We start from the raw sequence: 14,230 nt of genomic DNA, 5'->3' as shown, positions 1-14,230 counted from the left end.
CTTGACCAACGATCCGATGGAAGACGTCGCAGCCGCCATGGGCGGCACGCCGGGCTTCTTCCAGCTCTACACGCCCAAGGACAAGGGCGTGGCCGAAAGCCTGGTGCGCCGCGCCGAGGCGGCGGGGTTCAAGGGCGTCGTCGTGACCCTGGACACGTGGATCACCGGCTGGCGGCCGCGCGACCTCAACGACGCCAACTTCCCGCAGCTGCGCGGCCACGCCCTGGCCAACTACTTCTCCGATCCGGCCTTCCGGGCCCTGCTGGCCAAGCCGCCCGAGGAGGACCTGCCCAGCGCGGTGATGACCTGGGCCCAGACCTTCGGCAAGCCGCTGACCTGGGCCGACCTGCCGTGGCTGCGGTCGCTGACCAAGCTGCCATTGATCCTCAAGGGGATCTGCCATCCGGACGACGCCCGCCGCGCCATCGATGGCGGGGTGGACGGGATCTACTGCTCCAACCACGGCGGCCGCCAGGCCAACGGGGGCATAGCGGCGATCGACCTGCTGCCGGCGGTGGTCGAGGCCAGCGGCAAGACGCCGGTGCTGTTCGATTCCGGAGTCCGCTCGGGCAGCGACGTGGTCAAGGCGCTGGCGCTCGGCGCGGCGGCGGTCGGGGTGGGACGGCCCTACGCCTATGGCGCGGCGCTGGGCGGCGCGGCGGGCGTCACCCATGTCCTGCGCAGCATCCTGGCCGAGGCCGACCTGCTGATGGCCGTCAATGGCTATCCGACCATCGCCGACCTCAAGGCGGCCGGGCTGGTCCGCGCCAACTGAACCGCGGTCGGACGCGCCGGACCGTGCTTCGACGATCCGGCGCGATGCAGGCGATTGGCTAGAAGTGGTAGGCGACGGCCACGGCGGCCGAGAACTGGTCGGCCGAGCCCTCGGTCTTGACGATCGGACTGTCGGCGAAGTCGCCCATCAGGCGCTTGTAGCTGCCCAGCAGCTGCAGATCCCACTTGTCGGTCAGGGCGTAGCCGACCTTGGCCGACAGTCCGACATCGCGGACGCCGGCCTTGAGGTTGTAGCCCGGCAGGCCGCTGCGCGCCGCGTCGGCGGCGCTGACGCCGAAATAGGTCTGGGCGTACTTCTTGTCGACATAGCTGACCTTGACGCCGCCGCCCACGGTCCAGCGTTCGTCGATGCGCTTGCCGTAGGTCAGCCCCAGCGCCGCCACCGCACCGTCCGAGGTGTTGGACGTGTCGGCCAGGTAGCTGGCCTGGACGCTCAGTTCGTCGTTTTCGGCCAGTATGTCGGAGCGGCTGTAGGCGATGAAGCCGCCGGCCTCGAAGGCGTCGTCGATCTTGGCCATCCGGCCCACGCGGACGCTCTTGACGTCGTCCTTGCGGCCGCTCTCGATGTCCATCATCGGTCCGAAGGCCCAGCCCTTGATCGGCGAAACGTTCAGCCGGAGCTGCTCGCCCTGAAAATCGAGATAGAACGCGCCGTAGTTGATGCGCCCGGCCACGTAGGGCGTGGCCTCCAGATCATTGGAGCCCATGTAGTCGGGACGCGCGCCGGCCCCCGCCGCGACGACGCCGGACCATGCCCGCTCCTGGGCGTCGGCCGTCACGGGGATAGCGAGGACGGGTAGCAACAACAGCAGCGAGTTGAGGGGAAGAAATCGCATCGGGAACTCCTTGGATTCAGGGCGGCGCGTGCCGGCCGTCGGCCTGTGACGCCGCGGCTAAGCTTCAATTAGATGCAAAGATGGCTATTTATGGATGCTGCGATCTAGGGCGGCGCTTGATCGGGGCCGCGAGCCTCTTCGGTCGGCCGAAAAAGCCAGGAAATTCAGGGGGACGGGGAGCGGGCTTGACGCCCATCATCCAGTGCATCAATTAATTGCATCCAATTTATTGACGCACGCAATCCAATCCTTCTATGGTTCGATGCCCGGGTCCGCCCGAGGACAAAACAAAAAAGGGGAGGATGCGTGATGACGACCAGTCGTAGGATTCTGGCGTGCGGCGTGGCCGCTGCGGCCTTGGCCGGCGCCGGCCAGGCGATGGCCCAGACCGCTCAGGCAGGGGCTCCGGACGCTGTTTCACTCGACGAGATCGTCGTCACCGCGCAACGGCGCAGCGAGCGCCTGCAGGACGTGCCGGTGACGGTGACGGCCTTCGGCGCGGAGGAAGTGCGCCAGGCCCGGATCCGCGAGATCGACGACGTGGCCACCCGGACGCCCGGGCTGAATTTCGACGCCTTTCCAGCCTCGCAACCGCGCATCGCCATTCGCGGCATCGGCTCGTCCGATCGCGGCGCGGCGGGCGATCCCAGCTCGGCGGTGTTCCTGGACGAGATTTATCTGGGCCGCCCGGCCGCCGTGGCCTTCGACGCCTTCGATGTCTCGCGCATCGAGGTGCTGAAGGGGCCGCAAGGCACGCTCTATGGGCGCAACGTCGTGGGCGGGGCGATCAACGTCGTGACCAACCGTCCCGATTTCGACGGCGTCGACGCCGCGGGCGAGGCGACGGCCGGCAACTATGAGCGTTACGAGGCCGCCGGCTACGTCAATGCGCCGTTCGCCGACGGCAAAGCGGCCTTCCGAGCAAGCGGCAGCTGGCGGACCCACGACGGCTACGTCAAGAACACCTTCACCGGCGGCCGGGTCGAGGACCAGGACACCCGCAGCGGCCGCCTGCAGCTGGCCGTCCAGCCCAAGGACTCCCTGCGACTGCTGGTGACCGTCGACGGCACGCGCGATCGCGGGGCCGGGCCCGGCCAGCACGTGCTGGATCTGGACGACACCGATCCGTTGTCGATGTTCTGGACCGTCGACCGGGACCGCAAGCACACGGCCGGTTCCACGGACGGCTACCAGAATCGCGACACCTGGGGCGTGCGCGGCCAGATGGACTGGGACCTGTCGTTCGCCACCCTGACCTATCTGGGGGCCTATCGGGACCTCGACTATCACGTCGCCTACGACTTCGACGGCGGCAACCCCAGCACCAACTTCATCGACATCTCGGGCGGCAACGATGAGGACAGCCACTTCTCCAGCCACGAAGTGCGGCTGAGCGCCTTGCCCGACAGCCGCATCCAATGGGTCGCCGGCTTCTACAAGTACGACAGCAAGACCTTGCGCGACGACATCCTGGCCTTGGATATCGGCGGCCAGGGCGCCGAGATCTACGCCCAGGACGCCAAGCTCGACAGCTATGCGGTGTTCGGCGACGTCACGGTGCCGGTCGGCGACAAGCTCTCGCTGATCGGCGGCCTGCGCTATTCCAAGGACAAGAAGGACTATCGGGTTTCCAACACCGAGGGCGACTCGGTGTTCCGCGCCGACGACGTCTTCGACGTCAGCGTTTCGGGGACCTATGACGCGGTGACCTATCGCGCCGGGGCCAACTACCATCCGGCCGAGAACCAGCTGTACTACGTGATGGTCTCGAAGGGCTTCAAAAGCGGCGGGTTCCAGGACACGCCCAGCTCGGCCGAGGACGCCGCCCAGGGCTTCGAGCCGGAATACGCCACCCAGTACGAGGTGGGCCAGAAGAGCACGTTCCTGAACGGCGCCCTGACCTGGAACAACACGCTCTACGTGATGAAATACAGCGACCTGCAGACCAAGCGCACGGACGGCCTGAACATCATCACCGACAACGCCGGCAAGGCGACGATCAAGGGCTACGAGACCTATCTCAGTTGGCGGCCGTTCGCCCACGCCCGTCTGGTGGCAAGCTACGGCTACACCGACGCGCGCTTCGACGAGTTCGTGCCCGAGCCGGGCGTGGACTATGCCGGCAACCGCATCTCGCGCACGCCCAAGCACAAGGTGGTGTTGTCGCCGTCCTATGATCTGTCGCTGGGCGAGCGGGGCGAGCTGCGGTTCGCTGTCGACTACCGCTACGAGAGCCACATCTACGACGACAATTCCAACACCGGTCCCGAGCAGCGTCCGGCGACCAACTTCGTCGACGGCCGCATCGTCTACAGCGCCCCCTCTGACAAGCTGGCCCTGTCGCTGTGGGGCAAGAATCTGAGCAACGAGGTCACCCGCACCTACCAGGCCGTGTTCCTGGGGGCCAATTTCGGCGCCTACAATCCTCCCCGGACCTTCGGCGTCACTCTGAGCGTCAAGATGTAGGCGCGTTTGGGCGATCGGCTCCGGGAGGAGCCGGTCGCCCCCCTTTCACATGGTTTCATTCGCCCTCGGCATTGGGAGCCGGGGTTGCGCGACGCTAGGTCGATGGGCGATCCCGTCGAGGAATTCCGGTTTTGCCGACTCCAGCGTCAGACCTCCGCCAGATGTTCGACGCCGCCGTGGCGGCGGCCGATCCTCGTCTTTGCCTGCCCAGGCCCCGGGAGCCGAGCCGCCATCGGAAACGGACACCGTGGATGGCTTGATGTGAGCTCTTTCCGTGGCGGCTAGGCCTCTACATCTCAAGGAGGGGCGTCTGCTCGCGCCGCCAACGGCTCGGCGTGCTGCCGACGACTGTGCGAAACAGGCGGCACATGTGGGCTTGATCGCAAAAGCCGCAGTCGAGGGCGATCTGACTGAGCGGAGTGTCTCTGCTGCCCATCAGCGTTTTGGCGCGCTCCACACGAGCGCGAATGAGGTAGTCGCGGGGCGACATGCCGAAGCTGGCTTTGAATCGTCGGCCGAAGTGACTGATGCTCAGGCCGACCAGTTCAGCCAGGTCCTGATTTCGGATTGGCTGGTCAAGGCGTTCGCCCACCTGCCGCAGCACCTTGCGCTCCTGCCATGGGGCGAGGCCCGCTTCCCGCGCCTTGCCGCCGTCGAGCTCTGGCTTCAGGAGTTGGGACGCCTGCCGGATAAAGACCTTGGCTTGCCTGGGATCAATCTCGAATGCGCGCTCGGCGCGCGTCAGCGTGTCAAAAAGGACTTGGACCATCGGGCCGGCGGGGAAGGCCGGTGCGCCCACGCCGCTGAGCGAAATGTTCGACGTGCTCATCATAATCTCCCATTGGACGGTCATTCGCCGCCTGACTGTGAGCACGCAAGCCGGGGGAAATTCCTCACCGACCCTTGTTTGCCGCCAGCTGCGGTGCAAGTTTTTTCTCTTTATAAAGTTCAATATTTTCAACGTGATACTTGGGTTTTATCCCGCCCGCGTTGCCTGGGCGGGCGAAAATAAAAAATCGTGGTGAGGACTTTTTCGAAGGCTGCGTTCTGCCCTCTCGACAGTCGACGTCCGTGACGTTGGACAGCAGGCGGAGTCTCTGATGGGAATGGCGCGAGAGGGGCTGATGACAGACGCTTCCGACGCCGCTGCGCGCGCGGACGCCTTCGCCAGGCAGGCGGCGGCGATGCGCGGACCTTTGGGCGCGTACTTCCGTCGCCGGGTGCGCAACGCCGGCGAGGTCGAGGATCTGGTGCAGGAAGTGTTCCTGCGCCTGACGGTGCGCGGCACGCCGGACAACACTGATCACGCCAGCGCCTATATCTTCCAGATCGCCGCCAGTGTGCTGGCCGATCGCTATCGTCGCCGGACGGTTCGGCACGCCGACGAGCATGTCGCGCTGGACCCGGACCTGCGCGCCGAGCAGGACTTCGACCCCGCCCGCATCTACGCCGGCAAGCAGGCCTTGAACGCCGCCGCCGCGGCCTTGATGACCATGCCTGAGCGCACGCGGACGATCTTCCTGCTTCGCCGCATCGACGGCCTGCGCCACCAGGCGATCGCCACGCAGCTGGGCCTGTCGGTCAGCGCCGTGGAAAAGCACATGGTCCGCGCCATCGAGCACTTGATGGCCCACGCGGGAGACGCCCGATGACCCGCGAAACCCTGACCCCGACCCGGGCCGCCGCGCGGTGGCTGGCCCATGAGGACCTCGACCAGTCGCCCCATAGCGAGCAGTTCGCCACATGGCTGGACGAGAGTGAGGCGAACCGCGACGCCTGGGCGCAGGCTCACCGGATGTGGGACGTCTTCGATGACGCCGACGACAGCGACCTGATCGCCGCCATGGCGCGGGCGGCCAGGCAGGCCGGGCCCGAGCCCGTCGCCAGACCGTTCTGGCCGCAACTGATCGCCGCCTCGATCGCGGTCGTGGCGGTGTCGGCGACCCTGCTCATGGGCGTTCAACAAGGCTGGTTCGGCCAATCCGCCAGGCCGGTCCAGGTCGCGGTCAACGAGGCCGCGTCCCTCACCGCCGCCGGGCGCGCCGACTACATCACCGGCAAGGGCCAGAAGTCCATCGTCGATCTGCCGGACGGCTCGCGCGTCACGCTCGACGCCGACAGCGCGGTCGATGTGGTGTTCACGGGCGGTCGCCGCGACGTGCGCCTGCTGAACGGTCGCGCCTTCTTCGATGTCGCCCACGACAAGGCCCATCCCTTCGCCGTCCAGGCGGGCGGGCGAGTGGTCACCGCGCTGGGCACCCAGTTCGACGTGCGGCTGACGCCGGGCGCGATGCGAGTGGTGCTGGCGCAGGGCAGCGTCTCGGTGGCCTCGGCCCCGGGCGCCCCGGCCGCGCCGCTGGTCAAGCTGGAGCCCGGCCAGGCCTTCGCGGCTCAGGACGGCGTGGCGGGAAAGGTCTCGTCCGCCGACCTCGACGAGGCCCTGGCCTGGAAGCAGGGGGTTGTAGAGTTTCACGACCAGCCGTTGTCCGAGGCGATCAGTCTGCTGAACCGCTACACGCGCGCCCAGATCGTCATCAAGGATCCCCAGGTCGCCGCCCTGCGCGTCACGGGCGTCTTCAAGACGGGCGACATCGAGCGCTTTGGCCGTTCGGTGTCGCAGGTCCTGCCAGTCAGGATGGTCGCCCGCGACGCCGACACCTACGAGCTCGTCTCGAAGCGCCGCTAGGCATGTAATAGGTCGTCTAAAATCGTCATAGGGCCTGAGGATTTTTGAAAAGGCTGCGTTCTTCCTAGTAAGAGCGCCGAAGTCTCAAGAGAAAATTCCAACATCTCTTGCTGCCGTCAGTCGTCGCTCGAAACCCTGAGCGAGGACCCGACATGACTTCTTTCCCGACCATCCGCGATCCGTTGGCCGATCACCTGCTGACACCGCAGAACGCCGCGCTGGTGATCATCGATTTCCAGCCGGTGCAGGTGTCGTCCATCGTCACGATGGAAAAGCGCCTGCTGATCGCCAATGTGGCCAATCTGGCCAAGACCGCGCGCCTCTACGACCTGCCAGTGGTGCTGACCACGGTGAACGTGGCCACAGGGCTCAACAGCCCGACCATCACGCCGATCACCGACGTCCTGCCGGGCGTGACGCCGATCGACCGCACGTCCATCAACGCCTGGGAAGACGAGGACTTCGTCGCCGCGGTGAAGGCCACGGGCCGCAAGAAGCTGATCATGGTCGCCCTGTGGACCGAGGTCTGCCTGGCGTTCCCGGCCTTGGACGCCCTGGCCGAGGGCTTCGACGTCTTCGCGGTGGTGGACGCGGTGGGCGGCACCTCGGAGCTGGCGCACCAGGCCGGCCTCGACCGCGTCGTCCAGGCGGGCGGCAAGCCGGTCAGCTGGATCCAAGTGGCCTGCGAGTTGCAGCGCGACTGGAACCGCAAGGCCACCGCCGAGGGTTTCGCCGAAATCGTCCTGCGGTCCGTGGGGCACTGAGCGACATCGCCCTCTCCCTGAGCGTGTCGAAGGGCGAGGGCGCCACGCCACCGCGATGGAAGGCCGGCCCGGCTTGTCGGGCTGGCCTTTCTGCTGTCCGGTCGTCAAACGAAAAAGGGAGCGAGGCGGTCAGCCTCGCTCCCTCGCGCGGTCCTGGTTCCGGTTCAGGGCTTGGGCGCGTCGCCGGCCTCGACATAGTCGGTGCTGGTCGGGCCGTAGCCCGAGATATAGACGCTGGCGCCCTCGGGGCCGGTCATGGCGAAGTGATCCACCCCGGCAGGCTCGCTATAGAAACTTCCCGGCGGCAGGGCCTTGACCAGAGCCGCGTCGGCCTTTCGTCCGTAGCCGAAGCGCCAGAGGCCGGCGATGACCACGGCGGTGCGGTCGTCGCGATGTCCGTGAGCGGCGATACGTGTGTTCGGCGGGACCTGAAGCGCGATCGTGTAGGGACCGGCCTTGGTCGGGTCGCCGTATAGCACCGTCGTGCGGATGCCGGTGACACCCGAGGTCCCGGCCGTCGCGCCGCCCTGGTTCAGGGCGGCGATCTCTGGCGGGGTCAGGCGCAGCAGGTGGTCCTGGGCGACGGCCACGCCGGCGAAGGCGACGGCCGCAAGTAGGAGCGCCGCGCCGGCGGAGGCGAGACGGCGGTTCACGGCTGAGCATCCAGGAAGCCGCGCACCAGGGCCACGGTGGCCTTGGGGTTCTCTTCCATGATCCAGTGGCCGGAGTCGGGGACGACGCCTTCGGTGACGTTGCTAGCGGCGAAGCGCATCACCGTCGCCATCATCGGGCCGAACGACTTCTCGCCACCCAGAGCCAGGACCGGCATGGTCAACTTGCCCTGCGCCACGAAGGCCTTGTTGTCGACGGCGTCCTGGTCGAAGGCGGCGAACTGCGAGAAGCCGCCATGCATCGCGCCGGGCAGGGCGTAGAGCTTGGCGTAGTGCTCGCGCGAGGCCTCGGTGAAGCGGGACGGCGTGGCCGAGAACTCGTTCCAGAAGCGGTCCAGATAGATGCGCTCGCGGCCGGCGACCAGGCGCTCCATGTCAGGGCCGCCGAACCGGAAGTGCCACAGCAGCGGGTTCTTGAGGATTTCATCCCACGGTCCGACGCCGGGCAGCGGGGCGTCGATCAGCACGAAGCGGTGGACGCGGTCGCGGTGTTCGGCGGCGAAGGCGTAGCCGACCATGTTGCCGATGTCGTGAGTCACCAGGTCGACCTTGGTGATCTTCAGGGCGTCGAGCACCCCCGCGACGTCCTGTCCTTGCGTCTTCTTGTCGTAGCCGCCGGAGACGGGCTTGGACGACAATCCCAGGCCTCGCAGGTCGGGCACCACGACCGTGTGATCCTTGGCCAGGTCGGCGGCCAGCGGCTCCCACATGTCGCCGGTCTCGCCATAGCCGTGCAGCAGCACGACGGCCGGGCCCTTGCCGCCCACGCGGACGTGGATCGTCGCGCCGTTGGTGGCGATCTCCTGGGTTTTGAAGTCAGCCGGGAAAGGCTGGACCTGGGCGAGAGCCGAGGTCGAAAGGAACAGGGCCGCCAAGGCGACGGGAGCGAACTTTAGCATTTGCAGTCCTCCGGGGATGGACGTCCGTCGGGGCGCCCTCATCGGGTTGAACGCAGGGTTTCAAGGAACCCACATCTGCCGGGGCGAAAGGCCCTAGAAATGGCCGACCAGGCTTAGCTCGAACCGGCGGCGGCGCGGGTCGCCATGGGGACTGTAGTTGAACGAGGTGAAGCCGAACCGGACGGGCCGCGCTATGAGCGGCGGGCTGCTGTCCAGCACGTTCTGCACGCCGAAGCGGACCTCAAGGTCTTGTGGGTCGGAGGTCTTGCCGAAGGTTAGCTTGTGGGTCGCGAACAGGTCGACATAGGCTTGGGCGCGGACCCAGGGCGAGCCCTGCCATTGGGTGAGGACGGCGGCGTTGGCGGCCGTCTCCAGCCGGTCATGGACCCGGTAGCGACCGTAGTAGGAGACGTTGAAGCCGAGTGTGGTGGCGCCGTTCGACCAATCCAGGCCGCCATTGGCCCGCCAGGCCAGCGGGCCGTCGGCATAGCCGACATAATTGACCACTGGGCTCTCCGGATCGGCCTTGCGCCGCAGGTGCGGCTGCCAGGTCGCTGCGACGCGCAGGCGAAAGTCGCCCATATGCTCGGTTGGGATCAGATAGTCGCCCTGGGCGTCGATCGCCTCAATGGAGGTGCGGCCGATATTGAAGCTGGTGGTGTCGACGGCGGTGACGACGCCGGAGGCATAGCCTTTGGCGCGGTCGCCGTCGGTCAGCGGGGCGCGCGTCACCCGGTCGGGATACTGGTTCTCGTGAACCAGGAAATAGGTCATGTCGCCGCTGTGGAAGTTGACGATCTCCTGGTGCTTGTCGATCCGGGTGTAGTCGACCGACAGCCTCAGGCGCTGCAGCGGCGTCAGGACGACGCCGGCCGAAACGCTGCGGGCCCGCTCGGCCTGGAGGTCGCTGGCCCCGCCCGTGATCAGGTCGTAGGCGCCGGCGATCCCCAGGGGCTGGCCACCGCGCTGGGGGTCCGTGGGCTGGCGGTCCGAGGTCAGCAGCACCTTGCGGCCGGTCAGGGTCGCGTAGATGTCAGGATCCGAGGTGTAGTGGACCGCGCTGGTTCCAAGCTGGCTGGCCACGGGCGGCAGGATCCCCGAGGCGGCGCTGGCGCGCATCATCAACCCGTCGACCGGATAGACCTTGAAGCCGACGGTGTAGACGCTTGTCGACTGGATCGCATGCTGCTGGTCCGTATCCGATGGGGCCACCGAGGCTGGGTTGATCGGGGGCTGCTCGTGGCCCTCCTCGTGGCGCAGGGCCAGTTGGAACTCCAGACCCTTTAGACCTGAAGGCCCGGCGTAGCGGTCGGTCGCGGGCGCGCGGAGTTCGCCGTAATAGTAGCGCGACGTCTGGATCAGACCCTGCAAGGGCAGGACGAGCGGATCGGAAAGTCCCGGGAGCGGGATGTTCGCGCTGGACGGCGGAATGTGGTCGCGCCGATCCTCGGCCGTCAGGGTCAAGGTGAGCGGGCCGCCGCCCAGGTCGACGATCGGGCCGGCCAGGCGCAGCGAGCGGTCCCGGAAATGGTTGGCCTGCGAATAGTCGGCCTGGGCCACGGTCGTATAGCTGGCCAGGGCGCCGGCCAGCGCCTGGCCGCCGCCCAGCGGGTCGATGATCCCGCCGCCGCCCACGCTCTGGCCCGTCTCGACGGCGGTGTAGAAGTCCAGCTTGAAGAAGGGCTGGGTGAGGACGGCGTCGATGCTGGCCCGGCCCAGGCTGTAGTCGGCGTTGAATTTCCAGCCGTGCGGCAGATCGACGATCATCCCCGCCGAGCCTCGGGCCGTGCGCGTGACGTTGCGCCCGGAGGGGTCCAGCCCTTGCAGCGGGATCGTCATGACGACGGGTTGCAGGAACGGATTGGTTGGGGCTGCGGCGGGCAGGTAGATCGACTGGTTCGCGCCTTCGGGGATGAAAGCCTGGCCCGCGTTGCGCAGCATCAACAGGTCGGCATAGGCCTCGATCGCGGGACTGAACCGGTGACGCACGCTGGCGATAACCGACGAGACCTCGCGTTCGCTGAGCAGCGGACGGTTGGCGCCGTTGGTGTCGGGCGACAGGCCGATGTCGACGCGGCCGGCGTTGGTCAGAAGAAGCGCCCCGCGGTCGGAAGCCGGTCCGGCATAGGACAAGGGCGCGAACGTCGCCGCCGCGCCCAGGCTGGCGCCGCCATAGGCCGGGTCCAGACTCAAGGGGCCGCCGTCTGCGCTGAAGACGTTGACCGAACCGCTGACCGGCAATTCGGCGAAGCGCTGGCCCGGATCGTTGGCGTAGCGCCGGGCCCGGGACCGGGCCTCGTAGTCGCGGTCGCCGACGCTCAAGGACTCGCTGCGCAGCAGGCCGAAGGCGACCATCACCTGGGTGTGGTCCTCGCCGAAGGAGAAACCGATCCGTCCGTCGATCCGCCGGGTCGGGGCGTCGCCGCGATCGGTGATCCCATAGGTCACGCCCACGTCGGCGCCGTGGTAGTCGCGCTTGAGCACGATGTTCACCGCGCCCGCCGTCGCGCCGGTTCCGTAGATCCCGCCGGCCGTGGCGTTGAGGATCTCGATGCGGTCGACCGCGGCCAGCGGCAGGCCGTTGACATCGGCCTGGCTGACGGCGGCGGCGCCACCGACCGCGCCCGGCGGCAGGCCCGGCATCCGCCGGCCATCGACCAGCACCAGCGTCTGGTCCGACCCCATGCCCCGCAGGTTGATCTCCGAGCGGGTGCTGGCGGTGGTGTTGGCGGGGTCCTGCAGGGCCGAGGCGGTCTGGGCGTCTCCGGTGGCCATCACCCGCAGGAACTCGTTGAGGTCGGCCGAGTGGGCCTGCTGGATGTCGCGGCTGCTCCAGACCTTGTAGGCTTGGATGTCGTTTTCGGTGCGCTGGATGTCGCTGTTCTGCGAGCGGCCAGTGATCAGGAGTTCGGGAAGGGCCACCGGGACGTCCGGCTCGGGCGGCGACAGGACCGGAGCGACATAGACGATGTAGGCCCCGTCGGCCGTGCGCCGGTAGGCCAGGTTCGAGCCCGCCAGCAGCAGCGGCAGGGCCTGGTCGATCGTGTAGCGGCCCTTCAGGCGCGGCGCCGCGCGACCGCCGATCGTCGGCGCCGCCAGGAGCAGCTCGCGACCCGAGCGGCGGGCGAGGTCGGTCAACGCGGTGGCCAGGGACTGCCCCGTGGTGTCGACCGGCAATGAGCGAGAGCCTTGCGCGAACGCCAGCGTCGCCGGGGCCGCCACAAGGGCACTGGCCAGCAACGCCGCGCACACGCTGTTTCCGCGCATCAGAACTCCCCTGCTCGGGACGCCCACTAGCAGTTTGAATAACGGCGATCAATCAAGCGTGCGGGCGGGACCGGTAAGCTCGGCGCGCCCAGTAAATGCGTGCTGAGAGTCATGGCGCAGCCGCCGAAACTACGCTCCAGATCGTGTAATGAGCACGGGCAGAGCCGGGGAAAAACCGCCTATCCGAAACGGGGGCTCGAATGGCTGACCTGATCTTTCTGGCGTGGGGGCGGGGCTGTTCATGGCCTTCGCCGGCTTCGGTGCGGCGTTGAGGCGCCTATGACCCACGCCGGAGAGGGCCGCCGCCGGTTGACCGGCAATCCGGTGATTTTCGCCACCTGGATCGTAGCCCTGCTGTCGACGGTGTCGGCGACCGGCGCCGGCAAGCTCCTGTCGCGCAACCTGCTGGTCAACGGCCTCGGCGGTCTGGTCGCGCCGTTCGCCGGCGTCAAGCTGATCGACCTGATCGTATCCGCCCTCGGCTTGGCCTAAGCTCAAGCCTTTCGGAGACTCGCCCCATGCTCTCCCACCTTCGCCCGGCCTTGGTTTCGATGGGCCGGTTCACCGTCCTGCCCGGTCTGGCCTATCCCTTGGCGGTCAACCGGGCGCTCGACGCGCGCTTTCAGAAAGGCGGGTAGGCGTTGCCGGCCGACGATCGTACCCCTCAAGACGCGCGGCGCCCCGATCCCGAGGCGCTCCTGGCGGCCGCCAACCGGGCCGGCCGGGGACGCCTGAAGGTGTTTCTCGGCATGGCGCCGGGCGTGGGCAAGACCTACGAGATGCTGCGGGCCGCCCGGCGCCGCAGGGCTGACGGCCAGGACGTGCTGATCGGTCTGGTCGAGACCCATGGCCGCCGGGAGACCGAGAGTCTGCTGCGTGGCCTGGAGGTGATGTCGCGCAAGCCCATCGACCACCGCGGCCACGTGATGATGGAGTTCGACCTCGACGCCGCCCTGGCCCGCAGGCCGGCCTTGCTGGTGGTCGACGAATACGCCCACACCAATGCGCCGGGCTCGCGCCACCCCAAGCGCTGGCAGGATGTCGAGGAACTGCTGGCGGCCGGGATCGATGTCTGGACCACGCTGAACGTCCAACATCTGGAAAGCCTGGTCGACGTCGTCCAGCGGATCACCGGGGTCCGCCAGCGCGAGACGGTGCCCGACAGCGCCCTGTCGCGGGCCGACGCCATCGAGGTCATCGACATCACGCCCGAAGAGCTGCGCGAGCGGCTGGTCGAGGGCAAGGTCTATGTGCCCGAGACCGCACGCCTAGCCTCGGAGAACTTCTTCAAGATCGAAAACCTCACCGCCCTGCGCGAACTGGCCCTGCGCCGCGCGGCCCAGACGGTCGACGACCAGTTGGTCGCCGCCATGCGCGAGAAGGGCGTTGAGGGGCCCTGGGCGGCGGGAGAGCGCATCCTGGTGCTGGTTGGCGGCGACGCCATGGCCGGCGCCCTGGTGCGGGCCGGCCGCCGGTTGTCGGACATGATGATGGACGCCCCCTGGACGGTCACCCATGTCGAGCGGCCCGAGCATCCGGGACCCGGTCCCACGGCGGCGGCCCGGCTGCGCGACGTGTTGAAGTTGGCCGAGCAGTTGGGCGGTTCGACGGTGGTGCTGACCGGGGCCGACATTGTCGCCACGGTGATGGCCTATGCCCGCCGCAACAACGTCACCCAGATCGTCATCGGCAAGTCGGCCGACAGCCGCTGGCGCGAACTGCTCGGCCGCTCGCTGGCGGCGGCCCTGCTGCGCGAGGCGCGGGGAGCGGCGATCCACGTGGTCACCGAGGCGGCGCACGAGCCCATCGTCGAGCCCGCCCGCCGCAGGCGGTCCCTCGACTGGAC

General features: G+C 67.8%; 10 protein-coding genes and 3 pseudogenes. 8 read left to right on the top strand and 5 right to left on the bottom strand.

What is annotated here, in order from left to right; genetic code table 11:
* Window positions 1–775 (top strand): alpha-hydroxy-acid oxidizing protein (locus WAL33_RS00880; protein ID WP_422177572.1); only part of this gene is annotated, 775 nt, incomplete at its 5' end.
* A 58-nt stretch (window positions 776–833) separates the two neighbouring features.
* On the opposite strand, the gene WAL33_RS00875 is transcribed toward WAL33_RS00880, so the two are convergent.
* Window positions 834–1,631, bottom strand: coding sequence for a MipA/OmpV family protein (locus tag WAL33_RS00875; protein ID WP_422177570.1), 798 nt, complete (start codon window positions 1,629–1,631; stop codon window positions 834–836).
* A gap of 309 nt (window positions 1,632–1,940) precedes the next feature.
* Here WAL33_RS00875 and WAL33_RS00870 point away from each other — a divergent pair, with 309 nt between their 5' ends.
* Window positions 1,941–4,097 carry a TonB-dependent receptor gene (locus WAL33_RS00870; protein ID WP_422177568.1) on the top strand — a complete coding sequence of 719 codons (2,157 nt, stop codon included), beginning with the start codon at window positions 1,941–1,943 and terminating at the stop codon, window positions 4,095–4,097.
* Window positions 4,098–4,386: 289 nt separating this feature from the next.
* Here the strand turns inward: WAL33_RS00870 and WAL33_RS00865 are convergent, their stop codons facing one another.
* Complete coding sequence (locus WAL33_RS00865) at window positions 4,387–4,926, bottom strand: helix-turn-helix domain-containing protein (RefSeq protein ID WP_422177566.1); 540 nt, start codon at window positions 4,924–4,926, stop codon at window positions 4,387–4,389.
* A gap of 295 nt (window positions 4,927–5,221) precedes the next feature.
* Here WAL33_RS00865 and WAL33_RS00860 point away from each other — a divergent pair, with 295 nt between their 5' ends.
* From WAL33_RS00860 to WAL33_RS00850, 3 genes are all read left to right on the top strand, one after another.
* The gene (locus tag WAL33_RS00860) at window positions 5,222–5,749 is read left to right on the top strand and encodes an RNA polymerase sigma factor (protein ID WP_422177564.1); all 528 of its coding nucleotides are present in this window, start codon (window positions 5,222–5,224) and stop codon (window positions 5,747–5,749) included.
* Entirely contained in the window at window positions 5,746–6,783 is a 1,038-nt protein-coding gene (locus WAL33_RS00855) for a FecR family protein (protein ID WP_422177562.1), read from the top strand. The genes WAL33_RS00860 and WAL33_RS00855 overlap by 4 nt, the downstream gene beginning before the upstream one ends.
* 152 nt (window positions 6,784–6,935) lie before the next feature.
* On the top strand, window positions 6,936–7,547 hold the full coding sequence (locus tag WAL33_RS00850; protein WP_422177560.1) for a hydrolase: 612 nt from the start codon (window positions 6,936–6,938) through the stop codon (window positions 7,545–7,547).
* A gap of 164 nt (window positions 7,548–7,711) precedes the next feature.
* On the opposite strand, the gene WAL33_RS00845 is transcribed toward WAL33_RS00850, so the two are convergent.
* The 3 genes from WAL33_RS00845 to WAL33_RS00835 all read right to left on the bottom strand — a co-directional run bounded on the left by WAL33_RS00845 (window position 7,712) and on the right by WAL33_RS00835 (window position 12,384).
* Window positions 7,712–8,200 (bottom strand): cupin domain-containing protein, encoded by a 489-nt coding sequence (locus WAL33_RS00845; RefSeq protein WP_422177558.1) that lies wholly within the window; start codon window positions 8,198–8,200, stop codon window positions 7,712–7,714.
* Entirely contained in the window at window positions 8,197–9,117 is a 921-nt protein-coding gene (locus WAL33_RS00840) for an alpha/beta fold hydrolase (RefSeq protein WP_422177556.1), read from the bottom strand. Before WAL33_RS00840 ends, WAL33_RS00845 begins: the two co-directional genes overlap by 4 nt.
* A gap of 93 nt (window positions 9,118–9,210) precedes the next feature.
* Window positions 9,211–12,384, bottom strand: coding sequence for a TonB-dependent receptor plug domain-containing protein (locus tag WAL33_RS00835; RefSeq protein WP_422177554.1), 3,174 nt, complete (start codon window positions 12,382–12,384; stop codon window positions 9,211–9,213).
* A gap of 369 nt (window positions 12,385–12,753) precedes the next feature.
* Here WAL33_RS00835 and WAL33_RS00830 point away from each other — a divergent pair.
* The 3 pseudogenes from WAL33_RS00830 to WAL33_RS00820 all read left to right on the top strand — a co-directional run.
* Window positions 12,754–12,876, top strand: a pseudogene (locus WAL33_RS00830) (hypothetical protein); the annotation flags it as partial.
* A 26-nt stretch (window positions 12,877–12,902) separates the two neighbouring features.
* A pseudogene (locus WAL33_RS00825) lies at window positions 12,903–13,007 on the top strand (potassium-transporting ATPase subunit C); the annotation flags it as partial.
* A 126-nt stretch (window positions 13,008–13,133) separates the two neighbouring features.
* Window positions 13,134–14,230: pseudogene (locus tag WAL33_RS00820) on the top strand (sensor histidine kinase KdpD); the annotation flags it as partial.

Source organism: Caulobacter sp. (assembly GCF_049283275.1).
Taxonomy (GTDB): Bacteria; Pseudomonadota; Alphaproteobacteria; order Caulobacterales; family Caulobacteraceae; genus Caulobacter.
Note: the sequence above shows the minus strand (reverse complement) of the source record. Positions and strands in the feature narration are given on the sequence as shown.